The sequence below is a fragment of the Pseudonocardia sp. GCM10023141 genome, from assembly GCF_042653605.1.
Genome location: NZ_JBHSIR010000018.1, coordinates 20,003 through 39,187, shown reverse-complemented (window position 1 = coordinate 39,187; position 19,185 = coordinate 20,003). Strand labels below are relative to the sequence as shown.

20 protein-coding genes are annotated in these 19,185 nt (G+C 72.1%); 10 read left to right on the top strand and 10 right to left on the bottom strand.

Annotation, left to right across the window (positions count from 1 at the left end; all coding sequences use genetic code 11):
- Nucleotides 1-53 precede the first annotated feature (53 nt).
- The 5 genes from ACFPFQ_RS09600 to ACFPFQ_RS09580 all read right to left on the bottom strand — a co-directional run bounded on the left by ACFPFQ_RS09600 (nt 54) and on the right by ACFPFQ_RS09580 (nt 4,163).
- Nucleotides 54-1,265: an ROK family protein gene (locus tag ACFPFQ_RS09600; RefSeq protein ID WP_379616974.1), complete on the bottom strand. Its 1,212-nt coding sequence runs from the start codon at nt 1,263-1,265 to the stop codon at nt 54-56.
- A gap of 32 nt (nt 1,266-1,297) precedes the next feature.
- Nucleotides 1,298-1,702 (bottom strand): YccF domain-containing protein, encoded by a 405-nt coding sequence (locus ACFPFQ_RS09595; RefSeq protein WP_379616972.1) that lies wholly within the window; start codon nt 1,700-1,702, stop codon nt 1,298-1,300.
- A 1,094-nt stretch (nt 1,703-2,796) separates the two neighbouring features.
- The gene (locus ACFPFQ_RS09590) at nt 2,797-3,411 is read right to left on the bottom strand and encodes an IS66 family transposase (protein WP_379617063.1); all 615 of its coding nucleotides are present in this window, start codon (nt 3,409-3,411) and stop codon (nt 2,797-2,799) included.
- On the bottom strand, nt 3,308-3,901 hold the full coding sequence (locus ACFPFQ_RS09585; RefSeq protein WP_379617061.1) for an IS66 family transposase: 594 nt from the start codon (nt 3,899-3,901) through the stop codon (nt 3,308-3,310). Before ACFPFQ_RS09585 ends, ACFPFQ_RS09590 begins: the two co-directional genes overlap by 104 nt.
- A gap of 55 nt (nt 3,902-3,956) precedes the next feature.
- Nucleotides 3,957-4,163 carry a DUF6444 domain-containing protein gene (locus tag ACFPFQ_RS09580; RefSeq protein WP_379616970.1) on the bottom strand — a complete coding sequence of 69 codons (207 nt, stop codon included), beginning with the start codon at nt 4,161-4,163 and terminating at the stop codon, nt 3,957-3,959.
- A 254-nt stretch (nt 4,164-4,417) separates the two neighbouring features.
- On the opposite strand from ACFPFQ_RS09580, the gene ACFPFQ_RS09575 reads away from it, so the two are divergent.
- Nucleotides 4,418-6,160 (top strand): DUF222 domain-containing protein, encoded by a 1,743-nt coding sequence (locus tag ACFPFQ_RS09575; protein ID WP_379616968.1) that lies wholly within the window; start codon nt 4,418-4,420, stop codon nt 6,158-6,160.
- 19 nt (nt 6,161-6,179) lie between these two features.
- Here the strand turns inward: ACFPFQ_RS09575 and ACFPFQ_RS09570 are convergent, their stop codons facing one another.
- Nucleotides 6,180-7,364: a THUMP-like domain-containing protein gene (locus ACFPFQ_RS09570; RefSeq protein ID WP_379616966.1), complete on the bottom strand. Its 1,185-nt coding sequence runs from the start codon at nt 7,362-7,364 to the stop codon at nt 6,180-6,182.
- 160 nt (nt 7,365-7,524) lie between these two features.
- Between ACFPFQ_RS09570 and ACFPFQ_RS09565 the strand changes: the two genes are divergently transcribed.
- Nucleotides 7,525-7,710, top strand: a complete 186-nt coding sequence (locus ACFPFQ_RS09565; RefSeq protein ID WP_379616964.1) for a hypothetical protein — start codon at nt 7,525-7,527, stop codon at nt 7,708-7,710.
- Between the two features lie 10 nt (nt 7,711-7,720).
- On the opposite strand, the gene ACFPFQ_RS09560 is transcribed toward ACFPFQ_RS09565, so the two are convergent.
- Nucleotides 7,721-8,008: a hypothetical protein gene (locus ACFPFQ_RS09560; RefSeq protein ID WP_379616962.1), complete on the bottom strand. Its 288-nt coding sequence runs from the start codon at nt 8,006-8,008 to the stop codon at nt 7,721-7,723.
- 92 nt (nt 8,009-8,100) lie between these two features.
- Between ACFPFQ_RS09560 and ACFPFQ_RS09555 the strand changes: the two genes are divergently transcribed.
- From ACFPFQ_RS09555 to ACFPFQ_RS09535, 5 genes are all read left to right on the top strand, one after another.
- Complete coding sequence (locus tag ACFPFQ_RS09555) at nt 8,101-8,805, top strand: phosphatase PAP2 family protein (RefSeq protein WP_379616960.1); 705 nt, start codon at nt 8,101-8,103, stop codon at nt 8,803-8,805.
- Nucleotides 8,806-8,883: 78 nt separating this feature from the next.
- On the top strand, nt 8,884-9,366 hold the full coding sequence (locus ACFPFQ_RS09550; RefSeq protein WP_379616958.1) for a group II truncated hemoglobin: 483 nt from the start codon (nt 8,884-8,886) through the stop codon (nt 9,364-9,366).
- Nucleotides 9,367-9,441: 75 nt separating this feature from the next.
- Complete coding sequence (locus ACFPFQ_RS09545) at nt 9,442-10,299, top strand: oxidoreductase (RefSeq protein WP_379616956.1); 858 nt, start codon at nt 9,442-9,444, stop codon at nt 10,297-10,299.
- Entirely contained in the window at nt 10,296-10,928 is a 633-nt protein-coding gene (locus tag ACFPFQ_RS09540) for a TetR/AcrR family transcriptional regulator (protein ID WP_379616954.1), read from the top strand. Before ACFPFQ_RS09545 ends, ACFPFQ_RS09540 begins: the two co-directional genes overlap by 4 nt.
- Nucleotides 10,929-10,948: 20 nt before the next feature.
- On the top strand, nt 10,949-11,920 hold the full coding sequence (locus ACFPFQ_RS09535) for an aldo/keto reductase (protein WP_379616952.1): 972 nt from the start codon (nt 10,949-10,951) through the stop codon (nt 11,918-11,920).
- Nucleotides 11,921-11,923: 3 nt separating this feature from the next.
- Here ACFPFQ_RS09535 and ACFPFQ_RS09530 read toward each other — a convergent pair whose 3' ends face one another.
- Nucleotides 11,924-12,322 carry a VOC family protein gene (locus ACFPFQ_RS09530; protein WP_379616950.1) on the bottom strand — a complete coding sequence of 133 codons (399 nt, stop codon included), beginning with the start codon at nt 12,320-12,322 and terminating at the stop codon, nt 11,924-11,926.
- 144 nt (nt 12,323-12,466) lie between these two features.
- Between ACFPFQ_RS09530 and purU the strand changes: the two genes are divergently transcribed.
- Nucleotides 12,467-13,312, top strand: a complete 846-nt coding sequence (gene purU, locus ACFPFQ_RS09525; protein WP_379616948.1) for a formyltetrahydrofolate deformylase — start codon at nt 12,467-12,469, stop codon at nt 13,310-13,312.
- A gap of 4 nt (nt 13,313-13,316) precedes the next feature.
- On the opposite strand, the gene ACFPFQ_RS09520 is transcribed toward purU, so the two are convergent.
- Nucleotides 13,317-13,802 carry an SRPBCC family protein gene (locus tag ACFPFQ_RS09520; protein WP_379616946.1) on the bottom strand — a complete coding sequence of 162 codons (486 nt, stop codon included), beginning with the start codon at nt 13,800-13,802 and terminating at the stop codon, nt 13,317-13,319.
- A 94-nt stretch (nt 13,803-13,896) separates the two neighbouring features.
- Nucleotides 13,897-16,326 carry a putative bifunctional diguanylate cyclase/phosphodiesterase gene (locus ACFPFQ_RS09515; RefSeq protein ID WP_379616944.1) on the bottom strand — a complete coding sequence of 810 codons (2,430 nt, stop codon included), beginning with the start codon at nt 16,324-16,326 and terminating at the stop codon, nt 13,897-13,899.
- A gap of 165 nt (nt 16,327-16,491) precedes the next feature.
- Here ACFPFQ_RS09515 and ACFPFQ_RS09510 point away from each other — a divergent pair, with 165 nt between their 5' ends.
- Entirely contained in the window at nt 16,492-17,613 is a 1,122-nt protein-coding gene (locus ACFPFQ_RS09510) for a DNA alkylation repair protein (protein WP_379616942.1), read from the top strand.
- 96 nt (nt 17,614-17,709) lie between these two features.
- Nucleotides 17,710-19,092 (top strand): PP2C family protein-serine/threonine phosphatase, encoded by a 1,383-nt coding sequence (locus ACFPFQ_RS09505; RefSeq protein ID WP_379616940.1) that lies wholly within the window; start codon nt 17,710-17,712, stop codon nt 19,090-19,092.
- Nucleotides 19,093-19,185: the final 93 nt, after the last annotated feature.

Genomic DNA, 19,185 nt, shown 5'->3' with positions numbered 1-19,185 from the left:
TTCTTCCACGACTTAAGCTAAGTCTTGGATGTGACCTGGGTCAAGTGCGGGTTTCAGGCGGGGAGGCGACCTCCGGCGGCGAGCAGCTCCACGATCGGCAGGGTCGCGGCGCCCAGCGCAACGGCCTCCTGCCCGAGCTGGCCCAGCTCGATCACGGTCTGCCCGGACATGTACGACAGCGCGTAGCGATCCACGGCCGCACGCACCTGGGGCAGGATCGCCGGGCCGAGTGTCTCCCCCGCCCAGCCCGACAGCACGACCCTGTCCGGCGCGAGCAGGTTGATCAGGTTCGAGATGCCGATGCCGAGGTAGTCCGACGCGGTGGTCAGCGCCGTCGCGGCCGCTCCCGGCCCTGCAGATCCCGGTGCGGCGGCCCGGCCGACGAGCTCGGCCAGCATCGCCTCGGTGCCCACCGCGACGAAGGGCTGCGCACCGGCCAGCGAGCGGTAGTCCGCCAGTATCGCCTCCGCACCGACGTAGGCCTCCAGGCAGCCACGCGACCCGCACCGGCAGGCGGCCCCGCCTGCCTGGATGATCGTGTGGCCCCACTCGCTGGTGGTGCTGGTCATCCCGCTGCGGGAGTCGGTGGCGAAGGCCGCCCCGATGCCCACCCCGAGCAGCGCGATCACCGCCCGCTCCGCGCCGCGACCGGCCCCGCGCCACATCTCGGCCTGCCCCAGCGTCCGCGCGCAGTTGTCCACGTACAGCGGGGCGCCGCCCAGGCTCTCGGCGATGCCGGTGGCGAGCATGCTCGGGAACGGGACCCCCGACCAGCCCAGCGTCGGCGCGTGCACCAGCCCGTCGGGCTTGACGGCGCCGGGCACGCCCACCCCGATGCCGAGCACCGGCCCGTGCGGTCCCGCCTTCGCGACCACCGCCTCGATGGCGGTGGCAGCGAGCTCGGCCACCCGCTCGGGCACCAGCCGGGTGTCGGCGATGGGGAAGGTGACGCTCGCGATCGTGGCCAGTGTGAAGTCGAACAGGCCGGCCTGCAGGTGGGTCTCGCCGACGTCGACACCCACGACGTGGCCGACGTCCGGGCGCACCTGCAACAGCGTGCGCGGGCGCCCGCCGTCGGAGTTCTCGGAACCGGCCTCGGCCACCAGCCCGTCGCTGATCAGGTCGGACACGACGTTGCTCACCGAGGCCGAGCTGAGGCCCGACGCCTGCATCAGCTCCAACCGGCTCCCCGGCCCGTGCCGGTAGAGGTGCGACAGCAGTGCCGCGCGGTTGTGCCGGCGAAGATCGCGCGTCGTCTGCTGCATCGCCCTGGCCACATCCTGATTATGGGTGCTGGTCAGAAGCCGACCCGGTAGGCACCGACCAGCGCGTCGCGGTCGACGATCTGCTTGCCCAACGGAACCAGCGACACCGGCAACAGCTTGAAGTTGGCGATGCCGAGCGGGATCCCGACGATCGTGATGCACAGCAGGACACCGGTGACCAGGTGCCCGAGAGCGAGCCACCAGCCCGCCAGCACGATCCAGACGATGTTGCCGAGCGTCGACGGTGCACCCGCGCCGGGGCGGTCGACCAGCACCCGACCGAACGGCCACAACGCGAAGTCGGCCATGCGCAGCGCGGCCAGCCCGAGCGGCAGCGTCACGATCAGCACGCAGAAGAACAAGCCCGCGACCGCGTACCCCACCGCCATCCAGAACCCGCACAGGACCAGCCAGATCAGGTTGAGCAGCGTCCGCATCGCTCCATGGTGCCCGAGCACCGCTCCACACCGCTGGTAGCCCCGGAGCGGCCTCGGGATGATCGGCTCGATCGCCAGGCGGTGGTGCTGGGGATCGGATCGGGTTTTCTCCGTCGGGTGGACGGTGCGCGAGTCGGGACAGGCGGACCCCCGAGTCGGGACAGATGGGCCCCCGAGTCGGGCTCGTGCGCGCCAGAGGCGGCTGATTTCGCCATCTCGACACGGTGATTTCGCGATTCCGGCACGGCGAAGGTGTCGAGGGCGTGCCGGATCGGCGAAATCTGTTCGGATTTGAGTTCAGTTGGTGCCCCAGTCTCATCCGCCGTCAAGTCGCGTTGGGCGATGTGCCCCAGCCCTGCTGGCGCTCGCGGATTGTGCAGATCTCCGAGAGGGGTCGCGTCCTCCGGGGGGTGCGCTGCGCGAGCCGAGCTCTCGCGCCCGGCAGGGCACAGTGCGGACCGGCTCAGGCGTTGCCGCTCTGCGGATCATGCAGGTCAGCGCGCGAGTTGCGACAGATGGACCCGCGAGTTGCGACGAGATGCACCGGCCTGCGAGTCGGGGCGAAATGCACCCGCGAGTCGGGACGGATGGGCTCAGGGTGGAGTGGGGCACCGCCGGTCAGGTCCGGGTTGGTCTTGTGCCCGACCTTCGTGCCCGAGGTCGAGTGCGGTTCGGTCGCGTGCCCTGGCTTTCGTACCGCCTCGCCGGCGGGGCAGGTCTCGGGAGGTTGGGGGCGTCCCCGGTGTGCGCGCTGCGCGCGCACGGGCTCTCTCGCCCGGCAGGGCTCTCGGGAAACCGGGTCAGGCGTTGCCCGCAGCTACAGGTCAGTGCAGGTCAGCGCGCGAGTTGCGGTGGATGGGCCCGCGAGTTGCGACGGATGGGCTCGCGAGTTGGGCTCATGCGCTTGGGCGGCTGATTTCGCCATTTCGACACGGTGATTTCGCGATTCCGGCACGGTGATTTCGCGATTCCGGCACGGTGGTGGTGCTCGACGGCGTGCCGGATCGGTGAAATCACCGTGCCCGATCGGCGAAATCGGCCTCCTACAGGGTAGCTATTCAGGTCATGCCGCGAGTGGTGGCATCCATGGGTTGTCAGTGATGGCGTCGCGGAGTGCGTGTAGGACGTTGTGGCCGTGTTTGCGGGCTGTGGAGATGTAGCTGCGGCTGGCCAGCCAGGCCCGGGCGGTGTCGGCGGAGCGGTGACAACCGCTGATCTTGAGCTGGGTTTTCGTCGGGCGTCAGGTCGCGTTCGGCTTGGTTGTTGGTGAACGGCACCCTCAGGTCGCGCGCGAACAGCACCACCTGCTCGAAGCGGGCGGCGAGGCGTTGCAGCAGGTTTCGGGTCACCGATTGGCGGGCGCCGGGTCGTCGGGGGTGTTCGGCGAGTCCGACGATCACGGCGTGGCGGAAGCTGCGATGGCACGGGTCGGCGATCTCGGGCGGGATCTGTCGCAGGCCCTGGTCGCGGGCCTGGTGAGCAGCATTGTTGAGTTGGTGCAACGCCCGGATCGCCTGGGCGGGCCACACCTTGTCGGGGTGGGCCTCGGCTGCGGCGGTCAGCTCCCGGACCAGGTGCGCCCCGCGCAAGCCGTGCCGGGCCTGGTCATAGGCGTCGTAGCGGGTCAGGCTGTCGTGGACCAGGGTGCCGCGGTAGTCGGGCAGCACCCCGAACTCGGTGACCGCGACCCGGCCGCGGGAGCGGTGCAGGTGATGAGGCGGTCAACAACGGTGTGGTGGCGACGTGGACCCACCACCGGATACCGGTGATGTTGCTGGAGGTCTCATCCACGTGCAGCACGTCTGCGGCGCGCAGCAGGTCCAGGATCGCGGCGTTCGTCGGGGACACGCTCGCCGCGGTCGGGGCCAGGACCGAGGTGATCCATCCCGTCGACGGGCGGGCCCCGGTCACGTCCGCGATCAGTTGGGCGGCCCGCGCTACGGGCACGTGCTGATACACCACCAAGTAAGCGGCCAGGGCGCGCAGGTTCGGCCCGTATCTGGCCGGTGCGGACACCCCGGCCGGGGCCTGCGCGCGGGTGCGGTGCCCCCACGCGCAGCGCAGCCGCGCCAGCCGGTGCTCGATGACCCGCGCGGTGATCGGCGGGATGTCGTGAACCTGGCGACGCACCATCCCGTCCGGTTGCGCCTGCGCGAGTCCGGCGCCGCACCCTGCGCAGGCTGCCGGGACGTGCTCCACGACCTCGTCAGGATCAACCACGACACCCAGCGATCTACCCTCAGCGCCGGGTTGTTTACCCGGCCGGCCGGCCACCGCGGCGGCGAGCGGCCCGGTTCGGCACCGCCGGCCCGTCCGCCGACGGCGGCTGCGAGGAATTGCGCGAGTTGCGGCCCCACTGCCGCTCCAACTCCGCGACCCGCGCGGTCAGCGTCTCGATCATCCGGGCCTGCTGCTCGACCAGCGCGAGGAGCTCCTCGCGCGACAGCTCCGGCAGCGACACCCGACATCATCAGCACACCACGACCCCGTCGTCACGCACCGAACACCCCAAGATCAGGCCACAAGAACCTGAATGGTTACAGGTTGGATGGGTGCCCCAACTATTACGCCGGTCGGTCGACGGGAGGACTCTCTGCGGCCCCGGGGTGCGCGCTGCGCGCGCAGGGGCTCTCTCGCCCGGCAGGGCACCGCGCAGAGCGGGTCAAGCGTTGCCGCGGGGCGCGTCGGTGTAGCTCAGCGCACGGGTCGGGACAGATGGACCCGCGAGCCAGGGGCCGGCGAAGCAACTCTCAAGATCTTTTGCCAAACCCCGCCAGAAGGCCCGGAAGTGTCGGTGCTCGCACGTATGTTCGAGCCATGAAGGATCCGGTTCGGCTCTGGGAACGGGCGGCAGCCCTGCCGCCCGGGCCGGAGCTGGCCGTGGTCCTCGCCGGGATGGTGTGGAGCGAGATCCCCAACGCCCACATCGGTGACGTGGTCGCCGCGCGGGCTCGGCAGCGGGCGCATGACGACGCCGAGATGTTGATCGGGATGGTGCACCTCGCCCGCTCCACCCCGCTCGATGAGCTCGGCGACGCCGAGGTCGGGCGCGCCGGGACCTCGTATGCGTGGGGGTCGTCGGAGATCGCCGCCCTGCTGACCTTGACCCCCACCGCCGCCGATCGGGAGCTCGGCTTGGCCGAACACCTCCACGATCACCTGCCAGTGGTGTTGGCGGCCTTTCGGGCTGGGCGGATCGACCGGAGCAAGGCGTGGATGTTCTGCGAGTACCTCGATCCCGCTGAGTTGTCGGCGGCGCAGATCGCCGTGGTGTGCGAGCGGTTGGTGCCGGGTGCGTCGGGCTGGACGACGCGGCAGCTGGCGAACCGGTTGTGGCGCGCGATCCTGGCCATCGACCCCGCCTATCAGCGGCGGAAGTATCGGGGTGCGGTGGAGAAGCGGGGTGTGTCGTGTCATCTGGATCCGAACACCGGTACCGCCACGGTGTCTGCCCGAGGGTTGCCGCCGGATGAGGCTGCTGCGGCGTGCGCGCGGCTGGATCGGCTTGCCGAGACCGCGCGCCGCAAGGGCTGCGCGGGAACGCTCGGGCAGATCAGCGCCGATCTCTACCTCGGCATGCTCGACGGGCGGTTCCAAGGACTGGCCGAGACCCAGATCATCGACGCCCTGATCGGCGACACCGAACTGGTCCGGGAAGGGGTCGAGGTCCATGTTGGACTCCCTACCTTGATGGGGCGTGATGAGTGGCCCGGGGAGATCGCCGGGGTCGGGCCGGTCTCCGCCGAGGTCGCTCGTGCTGCGGTGGCGCGGCAGTATCGGGGTGGGTCGTGGGACTTCGCGATCGTCGACGACAACGGGCACCTGCTCCACGGCGGGTTCCTGCGCTCACGGCCCAAGACCCGCGGCGGCAAGTCGCGTGGCGGGGTCGTGCAGATCCACCTCACCCTGGCCGACCTCGAAGAGTTGATCGTCGATCCCGGCGAGTGGGCCGGCGTGATGGCGGAGATCGCCCGCAACTGGGCCAACCGCGAGAAGGAGCGGCAGCCGGCACCGCGCCGGGCCCGGTTCTTCCGTGGCCCGGTCGCCCGCAACACCCGGCTGCGGGATCAGAACTGCATCGGGCCGGGCTGCACCCGGTCGGCACGGCGCTCGGATCTGGATCACACCCTCGATCACGGCAAGGGCGGTGGCACGGTCGAGGAGAACGCCGGACCCGCCTGCCACCGCCACCACCCCGACAAAGATCGCGGCTGGACACTCACCCAGCCGACGCCGGGACGGTTCGTCTGGACCAGCCCGCTCGGCAGGACCTACACCACCCGCGGCGAACCCCTCCGCCACGACCTTCCCGAACCACAACCCGCCGAGCACGAGGAGAGTTCCGGCAGCGACCGCCGGGTGGATCTACGTATCCTGTGGCAACAGCAAGCACCGCCGCAACGCCCACCACCGGTCCAGCCAGTGATCCACACCGATAGCGAGCCGCCACCCTTCTGACCCGGCGGACGGGGGCTCGTCATCCCGGCGCGGGCAGGTCCAGGCACACCAGTGCCCAGGGACGGTCGCGGGAGCGGGTCATCACCAGCGTCGCGCGCCGGGAGCCGGAGAGCTTCAGCTTGCGGTGCAGGGCGTCGACGTCGCCGGCGAGGCCGCGACGGCGGATGTCGACGGCGCCGATGTCGAGGCGGCGCAGGCGTTCCGGGAGCTGCTTCTGGTTCCAGGGGGCCGAGTCGATCACCTGGAGGGTGCGGGCGAAGGGGGTGCGGACCGGGGAGTCGGATGACAGGAAGGCGATCTGGTCGTCGATCTTCCAGGCGCCCGTCCGGCGGGCCACGTCCTCCACCAGGCCGGCGCGGGTGACGGCCGGATCGGGGTCCAGCAGGTAGGCGCCCGGATCGCGGACGTCCACCGGGTCACCGGGGGTCGCCACCAGGGTGTGGCCGGCCGGGAGCAGCGTGGCGCGGGTGGCGGCCGTCGCCAGCGCGGGCGACCAGGCCGCAGCCTCCTTCATGTCGCGGTCCACGGAGACGAACTCCAGCTCCCAGCCCGCGGGCACGGCGTCGTGGGGGATGCCGGGGGCCGCCTTGATGCCCACGCGCTCCACGCGCTCGGCCAGCCCGACGCACCAGGCCACCGGCGGGTCGCTGTCGCCGAAGCGCTTGCGGCCGCGGTCGGTGCGACGGGCCGGGTCGACGAAGACCGCGTCGACACCGGAGAGGTCGACGTCGCGGACGTCGGCATCGAGCGTGATGACCCGCTCCCCCACCTCGTAGGCCCGCGCGTTGCGCGCCGCCATCCACAGGTGCACCGGGTCCCGGTCCACGCCGGTGACGTGGCTGTCGCGCGCGAGTGCGACGAGGTCCCCACCGATCCCGCAGCACAGATCCGCGATGTGGGCGGCCCCGCGGTAGCGGGCGCGACGGTGCTCGGCCACCACCTCCGCCGAGGCCTGCTCCCACCCGGCGCGGGTGAAGAACATCTGGTCGGCCCGGCTGAACTTGCCCCCCGCGCGGCCGCGCAGCTCCTGCTGCCCGAACGCGTCGATCACGAGCTGCGCCGGGAACCGGGAGCGCAGCCGGGTGCTCAGCCGCATCCCCGCCGCGCCGGTGACGTCCTGGCCGGCGAGCAGGGCCAGCAGCTCGACGCCGGCCGGTGCCGTCAGCGCCTCGTAGCGAGCCAGCAGCTCCGGCTCGGTGACCATCGCAGAAGTATCTACGGGGCCGCTGGGCGCATGCACATCACCCGCACGGAGGACGTCCAGCACCGTCCTGCCTAACCCGGCGTTGGGTCGGATGTGCAGGAATGCACACCCGGACACACCCTCTCCGACGGTGCCGAGGACTCGACCGGGTCATCCTCTGATGACCGACCTCGGAGACGCCATGACCAGCACCGTGTACTGCCCCGACTGCCACCGCCCCGCCGTGGTGCTGAGCCGGTTCAGCCTCGACGAGGCCACCGGTCCCGCTGAGTACCTGCGCATCCGGTGCGCCGGGGCGCTGACCCTGCTCGTCACCAGCGACGAGGCCCCACCCTGTGAGGGGTGAACACCCCGGCTCACGCCAGCGCGTCCAGCACCACCCGGAACCGCGCCTCGCCCGACATCATCCGCGCGTGGGCCTGCTCGGCCGACGCGAGCGGCAACACCTCGTTCAGCGACCGGATGTCGTGCTGCACGCTGAACGCGAGGCCGTCCTCGTTCTCGATCGCGCTGCCCGTCAGGCTCCCGGCCACCGTGCGCGTCCCGAAGATCAGGTCGCTGGTCTGCACGGAGATCGGGTCGGCCGCAGCGCCGACGACGAGCAGCCGGCCGCGCGGGGCGAGCCCCGGAACCAGCGGCGACATCGATGCGCCGCTGGCCGCGGTGGCGACGATGGCGGCCGCGCCGCCGAGCTTCTGCAGTGCCGCTCCGGGGTCGTCGGCGGTCGGTGGTGCCGGTGGCCGGCTCTCGCCTCGACCCGCAGGCGCACCTGCCCGGGCAGCGGATCCACGACCTCGCGGTGGCGACCTACGTGCTGCTGGTGCGCACGTCCGCAGGCAAGTGGTTCGACGAGACCGTCACGTCCGCGCTCGGCCCGACGCCGCCCGCCCACGGGTACAGCGGACCGGTGCCGTGGCCGCTGGCGACACCCGCGAACTGGCTGCTGGTGGCCGCGATCGTCGCCGTCGCCGTGATCGGGGCGCTGCGCCGCACACCCTGGCGGATCGTGACGGCGCTGGGCCTGATCATCGTGGCGACGGTGGCGGCCCGGCTGCTCAAGCTCGAACTGCACCGCCCGGCGCTGACGTCCTCGACCAACGTCGCGGCCAACAGCTTTCCCAGCGGTCACGTCACGCTCGCGACGGCCACGGTGATCGCGCTGCTCATGGTGCTCCCGCGGGCGCTGCGCCCGCTCGTCGCGGTGGCCGGGGCGGGCTGGGTCACGGCGGTCGGCGTCGCCACCCTGCTCGCCGGCTGGCACCGGCCCAGTGACGTGCTCGGCGCCGTCCTGCTGACCGCGGCGGTGGCCGGGGTCGCCGCCGCGGCGCTGCGGGCCGGTGCACCGGAGCCCGCGACACACCGGTTCCCCGCACCCGTGCCGTACCGCGATGTCGACACGGTGCCGGTGCCGGCCGGGCGGAGCGGGACCCGCCTCCGCTGATCGGACGCGGTCCGCCGGGCCGGGCGACCCCGGGATCGTCAGCGCCGTGCGGCGGCAAACCGTGGCAGGCTTCGACGCGTGCACCAGACGTCCCTCTTCGAGGCGGCGGGCGGCGAGGCCGCATTCCTCGCGCTGGCAACCGCCCACCACGAGCGCTGCCTGCAGGACCCCGTGCTGAACCACCCGTTCTCCCATCCGGGCCACCCCGATCACCTCGCCCGCCTCGGCCACTACTGGGCGGAGGTGTTCGGCGGGCCACCGGTCTACTCGACCACCTGTGGCGGTCATCCGGCGATGCTGGGCATCCACGCCGGTCAGGGGGCCGAGAGCGATCTCGGCGAACGGTTCGTCACCTGCTTCGTGCAGGCCGCCGACGACGCACAGCTCCCGGCCGACCCGCAGCTGCGTGCCGCCCTGCGCGCCTACATGGAGTGGGCCGTCGCCGAGGTGATGGCGTACGCGCCGCCGGGCAGCCAGGTACCCGGCGATCTCCCCGTTCCGCGCTGGACGTGGGACGGCCTCGATCGGGACCCGGGAGGACCGGGGACCCCGGCCTCGTGACGGAGGTCGTACGCCCGCAGTTCTGTTCCGCGCTAAAGTGAACTATACGTTCAGTTCGCTTCAGCCGGAGAACCCATGTCGAGCACACCGAAGACCTTCTTCATCACCGGCGTCAGCACCGGCCTCGGCCGGGCGTTCGCCACCGGGGCGCTCGCGGCGGGTCACACCGTCGTCGGCACGGTGCGCAGGCAGTCCGACGTCGACGCGTTCGTCGCGCTCGACCCGGCCCGCGCGCACGCCCGGATCCTCGACGTCACCGACGACGCCGCCGTCACCGCGACGGTCGCCGACGTCGAGGCCGCGATCTCCCCCATCGACGTGCTCATCGTCAACGCCGGGTACGGCCACGAGGGCATCCTCGAGGAGTCGACGATGGACGAGCTGCGCCGCCAGTTCGACGTCAACGTCTTCGGCGCCGTCGCCACGATCAAGGCCGTGCTGCCCGGCATGCGAGAGCGCCGCAGCGGCCACATCTTCACGGTGACCTCGATGGGCGGGCTCACCACGTTCCCCGGACTGGCGTTCTACCACGGCAGCAAGTACGCCCTGGAAGGCATCACCGAGACGCTCGCCAAGGAGGTCGCCGGGTTCGGCGTGCACGTCACGGCCATCGAGCCGGGCGGCTTCCGCACCGACTGGGCGGGCCGTTCCATGGTGCGTGCCGAGCGTTCGATCGCCGACTACGACGAGCTGTTCGGGCCGGTCCGGGCGAACCGGGAGGCCGGCAGCGGCCGCCAGCTCGGCGACCCGGAGAAGGCCGCAGCGGCCATCCTGCAGGTGATCGACGCCCCGCAGCCGCCCGTGCACCTGCTGCTGGGCTCCGACGCGCTGCGCCTCGTCGGGCGTGGCCGGGAGGCCGTCGACGAGGACTTCCGGACCTGGGACGCCCTCTCGCGCTCCACCGACTTCCCCGACGGCGCGCAGATCCGGTGAACCCGGACCAGCAGATCGAGGCGAACCGGCCGCAGCGGCCACGCAGCGTCCGGGCCCGGGAGTCGGTGCTGGCGGCCACCGACGCGCTGCTCGCCGCCGGTGGCCTCGCCGCGGCGACGATCGACGCGATCAGCGCGCGCTCGGGCGTCAGCAAGGCCACGATCTACAAGCACTGGCCCAGCCGGACGGCGGTGGCGGCGGAGGCGTTCGGGCTGCGGATGGCCAGCACGCTGCCGCTGCCCGACACGGGATCCGCGCGCGGCGACTTCGGCGCGCAGGTCCGGCTGGTCAGCGAGTTCTACGCCAGCCCGGCGGGCACGGTGTTCGCGCAGCTGCTCGCGGCCTCGGTGACCGACCCGGAGGCGGCCACGTTCTTCCGGACGTTCTTCCTCGCGGGGCGGCGGCAGGCGATCGCGACGATGTGGCAACGTGGGCTGGACCGGGGCGAGGTCGACGCCGGCATCGACGTCGAGGTCGCCCAGGACATCCTGTTCGGCCCGCTGATCTTCCGACTGCTCACGGGGCACGCGCCTCTGACCGTCGAGCAGGCCGACCAGATCGCCGACGCAGCGCTGCGCGGACTGCTCACCGACGCCGGGCGCGCCGTGGCCGCCCGCGACCAGCTCTGATCACGAGGAGCGAGAACACCGTGAAGTACGTGAAGCTGGGTTCGACCGGACTCGACGTGTCGACCATCTGCCTGGGCGCGATGAGCTTCGGCGACCCGGAGCGGGGCAACCACCATTGGTCACTCGACGAGGAGGCCGCGCGCCCGCTCATCCGCCACGCCCTCGAGGCCGGCATCAACTTCGTCGACACCGCCAACGTCTACTCGGCCGGGTCGAGCGAGGAGATCATCGGCCGGGCGCTGGCGGAGTTCGCGAACCGCGACGAGATCGTGCTCGCCACGAAGCTCAACGGTCGCATGCGGCCGGGGCCCAACGGGGCCGGCCTGTCGCGCAAGGCCGTGCTGGCCGAGATCGACAACAGCCTGCGCCGGCTCGGCACCGACCACGTCGACCTCTACCAGATCCACCGCTGGGACCCGACCACGCCGATCGAGGTCACGATGGAGGCGCTGCACGACGTCGTGAAGGCGGGCAAGGCGCTGCACATCGGCGCGTCGTCGATGTGGGCGTGGCAGTTCGCCAAGGCCCAGCACACCGCCGACCTGGGCGGCTGGACGCGGTTCGCCACGATGCAGAACCACTACAACCTGCTCTACCGCGAGGAGGAGCGCGAGATGCTCCCGCTGTGCGCGGACGAGGGCGTCGGCGTCATCCCGTGGAGCCCGCTCGCCCGCGGCCGGCTCGCCCGCGACTGGGACGAGACGACGGCACGCACCGAGACCGACGAGTTCGGCAAGACGCTCTACCACGAGTCCGACCGGGTCGTCGTCGAGCGCGTCGCCGAGATCGCGGCCAAGCGCGGCGTGTCGCGGGCGCAGGTGGCGCTGGCGTGGCTGCTGAGCAACCCGACCGTCACCGCGCCGATCGTCGGCGCCACGAAGGTCGGACACCTCGACGACGCCGTGGCCGCGGTCGACCTGGAGCTCGACGACGACGAGATCGCCCTGCTCGCGGAGCCCTACGAGCCGCACGCGGTGGCCGGCTTCGCCTGATCCCTACTTCGGTAGCAGGACCTCGCCCTCCAGGCCGTCGGGGTCGCGGAAGAACATGCTCAGCGCCCCGCCGAAGTCGTTGACCTGACCGTCGCCGGCACCGGCTGCGACGAGGCGTTCGCCGATCGTGGCGAACGCCTCGGGCGACGCCGCGTGCAGCCCGACGTGGTCGATGCGGCCGCGCCCCCACATCGGGGTCTGCCGGTCGGCCTCGGCGTTGCCGTCGATCACGACGATGTTCAGCTCGGTGTGCGGGCCGATCCGGATCACCGTCATCGTCTCGCCGGGACCGTGCGGGCGGGTCGGCCCGACCTCGGCGTCGAACACCTCGCGGTAGAAGGCGCCCAACCGCGCGACGTCGTGCGAGATCCAGGCGATGTGGTTGACCCCGTCCAGCAGCATGGCGGCAGCCTACGACGGCCCTACCCTCCGCGACAGTTCCGCATCACGCAACAGATGCCGCAATTCACAACTTGACCCTTGACCGGGCCCGAGCACGGTCCCTACCGTGCCCTGCAGATTGATATATCAGCAGAGGAGCCCGCCGTGGCCACGTTCACCCTGACCCTGAGCTGCCGGCAACGTCCGGGCATCGTGCACGCCGTCAGCCGGTTCCTGTTCGAGCACGGCTGCGACATCGTCGAGCACCAGCAGTTCGACGACCCGATCCGCGACACGCTGTTCCTGCGCACGGCGTTCGCCTCCACCGGCGACGTCGACGCCGCCGGGCTGGCCGCGGCGTTCGACCCCGTGGCCGCCGAGTTCGGGATGGCGTTCACGCTCACCGGCGACAGCCCGCAGCGGGTGCTCGTGATGGTCTCGCGGCTGGGCCACTGCCTCAACGACCTGATCTTCCGGTGGCGCGCGGGCAGCCTCGGCGCCGAGCTCGTCGCCGTCGTGTCCAACCACGACGACCTGCGCCCGATGGCCGAGGCCGCCGGGCTGCCCTACATCCACCTCCCGGTCACCCCCGACACCAAGCCGGCCGCCGAGCAGCGGCTGCTGGAGCTCGTCGACGTCCACCGCGCCGACCTGGTGGTGCTCGCCCGCTACATGCAGGTGCTCTCGGACGGCATGTGCCGCGCCCTGCACGGCCGCGCGATCAACATCCACCACTCGTTCCTGCCCGGCTTCAAGGGAGCCAAGCCCTACCACCAGGCCTACGACCGCGGGGTGAAGCTCGTCGGCGCCACCGCGCACTACGTCACGCCCGAGCTGGACGAAGGGCCGATCATCGAGCAGGAGGTGATCCGCATCGACCACACCTACGACTCGCGGGCGCTGTCCACGGTCGGGCGCGACGCCGAGGCGCTCGCGCTGTCGCGGGCCGTGCGCTGGCACTGCGAGCGGCGCGTGCTGCTCAACGACCGGAGCACGGTCGTCTTCCGCTGACCTGTCAGCGGGTGCGGGCCTGGCGCTCCACGCCGAGGTGGCGCAGCAGGTTGACCGAGAACCGGTCCCCCATGCGCTGCATGGTCGCCTGCATCACGCGGGTGACAGCGGGCGCGGCGAGCCGCGGCAACGGCAGCTCGACGTGCAGCTTCAGGGCGATCACCAACCGCGTGCCGCCTGCGATGTCGGACAGGTCGTAGCTGCCCTCGGCGCCCGCCTGCTCGGTGACGCCGCGGGGCGGGGCGTGGGTGTAGTCGATCCGCCTGCCCTCGTCGAACGTCATCTCCTCGGTGAAGACGGGGCTGATGCCGACCCCGAGCACCGTGAGCCCGACCAGGTACCACCGCCACAGGTCGCCCTCGGTCTCGATCCGTTTCAGCAGCGGCGTGAGCTTCGGCAGCAGCACGGGGTCGGTGAGCACGGCCCAGATCGCGGAACGCTCGGCGGCGACCACGGCCTCGGAGTTCGTGGTCGCGGAGAAACGGCTCATCGTGAGGACTTCCCGCCTTCGGCCCGAACGGAACCCCCGGGACCGCCCCGGAGCCGCGCGCGCTCATCTTCGCACCTCACGATCACCGGCGCCGTCACGATGCGAACCCCGAGACGCCGAGCGGCGCCGGGGTCGCCGTCGCGGGGGTCGACGCCAGCAGGTGCTGCGGGAGCACCGGGCCGTCGGCAAGCACCAGCGGTGTCAGCTGCGCGGCGGTGGCCGGGCGGCCCAGCAGGTGGCCCTGCACCAGGTCGCAGCCCTGGTGGCGCAGCTCGTGGAGCTGCCCGGGACGTTCGACGCCCTCGGCGACCGAGCGCAGCCGCAGGTGGCGGGTGAGGTCGAGCAGGCCGCGCAGGAACTGCCGCTGCTGCTCGTCGTGGTCGATGTGGGCCACGAAGAACTGGTCGATCTTCACAGTGTCCACCGGCGTGCGCGCTAGCCGCGAGAGCGTGCTGTAGCCGGTGCCGAAGTCGTCGAGCGCGAGACGCACCCCCAGCGCGCGCAGCCGGGCCATGACGTCGAGTGCGGTGTCGGGCCGGTTGTTGAGGGCGATCTCGGTCATCTCCAGCGCGAGCTGCCCGGGGCCGAGCCCGTTCACGTCGAGGAGGTGCGCGATCCGGTCGGGCATCGCGGTGTCGCTGAACTCCATCGGGTTGACGTTGACCGCGACGCGCAGCCGCCGGTGGCCGGTGCCGGCGTTCCAGCGCGCCAGCTGCGCGCACGACTGCTCCAGCATCAGCGCCGTCAGCTGCTCGGACAGGCCCAGTGACTCGCAGATCGGCACGAACGTGGCAGGCGGGATCTCGACGCCCTCGTGCGTCCAGCGGGCGAGCGCCTCCAGCGCCGCGATCCGGCCGGTCACGGGGTCGACCACCGGCTGGTAGTGCGCCTGGACCTCGCCGTGCTCCAGCGCCGACGCGAACGCGCCGTGCAGCGGCCGGCTGCGGTCGGCCGCGTGACGCCCGGGCGTGTCCGCCGCGACGGAGTGGGTGCCGACCTCACCCTTGCCTGCCGTCTTGACCGCGTACATGGCGACGTCGGCGCGGTGCAGCAGCACGCCGGCCCGAGCGGCTCCGGCGCCGGCCTCCGTCGCGCCGATCGGCTGCGGCTCCTGGGTGGCGACGCCGATGCTGGCCGACATCGCGATCGTGCGCTCCGCGACGTGGAAGGGCTCCTGCATCGCCTCCAGCAGGCGGTTCGCGACGCGTCGGGGATCGGCGCCCTGCTCGACGAGCACCGCGAACTCGTCGCCACCCAGCCGGGCCAGCGTGTCGGACGCGCGCAGGGCGGCGTGCAGCCGGTCGGCGACCTGGACCAGCAGCACGTCGCCCGCAGCATGCCCGAGCGTGTCGTTGACCGCCTTGAACCCGTCGAGGTCGATGAACGCCACCGAGACGGGCTGCGGTGACCGCGCCGCCAGGTCGAGCGCGTGGCCGAGCCGGTCGAGGAACAGCGCCCGGTTGGCCAGCCCGGTGAGCCCGTCGTGGAACGCGAGGTGGTGCAGCTGCACCTCCCGCTGCTCGACGGTGCGGGTGAGCTGCTGGTTCTCCAGCACGGTGACGTACTGCCGCAGCAGCACGAGCAGCACCAGCACCACCACGAGCAGCATGACGACGATCCCGAGCCCGTGGCCGCTCATCGAGCGGATCCCGACACCCACCACCGCCGCGGTGAGCGGGAGGTAGGGCAGCATCCCGGCGCTCGTGGCGCCGCGCGAGCCGAGGCCGGGAACGGGCATCGGGTCGGGCACCGCCTGGGTGCGTCGCACGAACATCCCGGCGACGCCGAACAGGCAGAACGCGAACCGCCAGCCCCACTCGACGATCGTGCCGGTCAGGTAGGTGCCCTCGGCGACCTGGTAGGCGAAGGCCGTGTCGGAGGCGGCCATCGCGACGACCCCGGCCCCCAGCAGGCCCCAGCGCAGCGGATCGTCGCGGGTCTGGGCGACGGTGAGGACGGTGACGGTCAGCAGCACCACATCGGCCAGCGGGTAGGCGATGGAGACCGCCGCCGTCAGCGGCGAGCCACCGGCGCCGGAGATGATCGATTCGAGGGCGATCACCCAGGCCAGCAGCCCGATCGCGCAGCCGACGATGAGTGCGTCGAGCACCCGGCGCCAGGTGCCCGGCCCGGCACCCGGCGGAGCGAGGCAGACGAGCCCGGTGAACGCGGCCACCGCGAAGCCGAGGAAGCCGACGTCGGCGAGGCTCGGGTACGGCGACGCGACGCGCAGGACCTCCTCGTAGAGCGTCCACACCGCCTGGCCGGCACCCCATGACCAGCAGGCGATCGCCAGTGCCAGCCAGCCGCGGCGGATGCGCCCCGCCGTGCGGAGCGCGCCGCGCAGGCAGCCCAACCCCCCACCGAGCGCCAGCACGAGCACGCCCACGTTGGCCACGAGCTGCGCCGGCTCACGCGGCAACGCGGCCCCGAGACCGCCGATGACCAGCAAAGCCACGGCAGCACCGAGCCCGGCAGCTGCGCCGCTGGAGCGCAGGAGGCGAGCAGTGGGCAGTGCGGTCACGGACGTCCAACGAGTCAGGGCGGTGGAAGGCGCCATATCGTTGCAGAGACATCCGCACGACCTCCGGGCGCGTCGAGCACCGCGCACCCGGACCATGGGAGCTGATCACGTGTTCCACCCTCGCCACCGCCCCCACGCCGCCGATCCCGGACCGGTGGCTCCCTGATGGCGAGCGGTGGTGCGTCAGCCGAGGCGCTGCTGCCCCCTGCCACCGTCGCGGTGCTGGCGCAGTGCCTCCGCACGGCCACCGGCGGCCCGGTGGCTGCGGTCACCGCCGCGGTCGAGCAGGTGGACGGGCTGGCGCTCAGCGAGCGGGTGCGGCTCGTGCGCGACGCGTTGCTGGCCGACCTGCCCGCCGGCTATCCCGCGTTCGCGGCGGTGATCCGGGACTGCCTGGTGCTGCCCGCGTTCACCGGCTGGCTGATCTGGCCGGTCAGCGAGGCCGTCGCGGCCCGGGCCACGGGCGCAACGGGACCGGCGGCCGGGGACGCGTTCGAGGACGGCCTCGCCCTGCTGGCCACCCTCACCCCCCGGCTGACGGCCGAGTTCGCACTGCGACAGTTCCTGCGCGCCGATCTGGAGCGCACCCTGGCGGTCGCCGCGGGCTGGGCGTCAGCACCCGATGCGCACGTGCGACGCCTGGCCAGCGAGGGCACCCGCCCGCGCCTGCCGTGGGCCGTGCGGGTGCCCGCGATCCTCGCCGATCCCGCCTGCACCGTGGCGATCCTCGACCGGCTCTACCGCGACCCCTCCGACTTCGTGCGCCGGTCGGTGGCCAACCACCTCAACGACATCAGCCGCGGCGACCCCGCGGTCGCGACGGCCTCCGCGGCGCGGTGGGCGGCCGCGCCCGATGCGAACACGCCCCAGGTCGTGCGGCACGCGCTGCGCAGCCTGATCAAAGCGGGCGATCCGCTGGCGCTGGGACTGCTGGGGTTCGACGAGCCGACGGCGATCGCGATCGACGGGCCCACCCTCGACGTCGGCGTCGTCCCGATGGGAGGCTCGCTGGCGTTCTCGGGCACGGTCACCAACACCGGGCCGAGCCCCACCAAGGTCGTCGTCGACTACGTGGTGCACCACCAGAAGGCCAACGCCACCCTCACCGCGAAGGTCTTCAAGCTCACCACCCGCACGCTCGCACCCGGCGAGGTGCTCGCGCTGGACCGCCGCCACTCCTTCGCCCCGATCAGCACGCGCCGCTACCACCCCGGCGAGCACGCGCTGGAGCTACAGGTCAACGGGCGACGGTTCGGGCGGCAGGCGTTCGTGCTCGACGTGCCGTGATTGCCGTGGCGCGGACGGCACACCTCGCGACGGGATGGCCCTAGACTGTGTGCAGTCGCTCCAGACCTCCGGTGGCTGTCGCCCATGCATCACAGGGTGCCGACTTCCACAGAGGGCTCCGCCATGGCACCGCACGACGAGACGGCACTGCGGGAGCCGGCCCTTGGACCGTCGGACCTGATCAGGACACCCGTCGTCCCGGACGTCGCGCAGATCTCCACCGCGGTGATCCATCCGGATCGGCTGCTGGCGGTGGCCCGGAGTGGGCTGCTCGACACCGCACCCGATACCCACTTCGACGACCTGGTCCGGCTCGCCCGTGACGTCGCGGGCGGCCGGCGCGCGTTCTTCACGGTCGTCGACGCCCACCGGTCGTTCTGGAAGAGCACGGTGGGCGTGGAACCCGGCCTGGGGCGGGAGGCGAGCGTCGAGGACAGCCTCAGCCAGATCGTCATCGCCACCGACACCGCACTGTTCGTCGAGGACGCCCGCAGCGACGACCGCACCCGATCGCTCGCGGCGGTGACGCTGCTGGGCATCGGGGCCTGCATCGTCCACCCGGTCCGCGACGCGGTCGGCCACGTCATCGGCGGGCTGTGCGTCACCGACAGCGAGCCGCGCACCTGGACGGCATCCCAACGGCGCGGCGTGGCCACGCTCGCCAGGGCGGTGGGGGTCGAGGTCCAACTGCACCGAGCACTCGCGCTCTCCCGGGCACAGGTCAACGCCATGCGGGACGCGCGCGACGAGCAGGCGGCACTGGCCCGATCGCTGCAGGACAGCCTGCTGCCGCCACAGCTGCCTGCCATCCCGGGGATCGACACCGCCGCGGCGTACCTGCCCGCCGGGCACGGCGTCGAGGTCGTCGGGGACTTCTACGACCTCTTCGAGACCGACGGCCGCTGGTGGGCCGTGATGGGCGACGTCTGCGGCCACGGGGTGGAGGCCGCCAAGCTGACCGCGCTGGCCCGTTACACCATCCGCACCGAGGCGGCGCATCCCGATGCGACCCCCGGCGGCGTCCTGCGCCGGCTGCACGACGCGCTGCTGGCCCAGCACGGCCGCACCAAGCTCGTGACGGCGGCGGTGGCCCGCCTGCACCCTGGGCCCGACGGGGTCACCGGGGTCCTCTGCAGCGCGGGGCACGAACCGGTCCTGATCCGCCGGGCCGACGGCGGCATCGACGTGCCGCCCGCCCGCGGCAGGCTCCTCGGCATGACCTGCGACGTCCACCTCCCCGACGTCGACTTCACCCTCGGCCCCGGCGACGCGCTGGTGCTCTACACCGACGGCGTCACCGAGGCCCGCGCCGGCCGCGGACAGGAGCTCTTCGGCGACCAGCGGCTCGCCGCGGTGCTCGCGCAACGGCCCGGCCGCCTCGACGCCGTCGCGATCGTCGACAGCGTCCTGCATTCCGTCGCGCAGCACCATCGCGGCTACCACCCCGACGACACCGCGGTCATGGTCATCCTGGCCTGAGGACCCCGATAGGGCCGGTGCTCCCCGGCCGCCGAATCCGGGAATATTTCACCGATCACCAAAACTCGACCCTTTTCCGATCCCTGAAATACC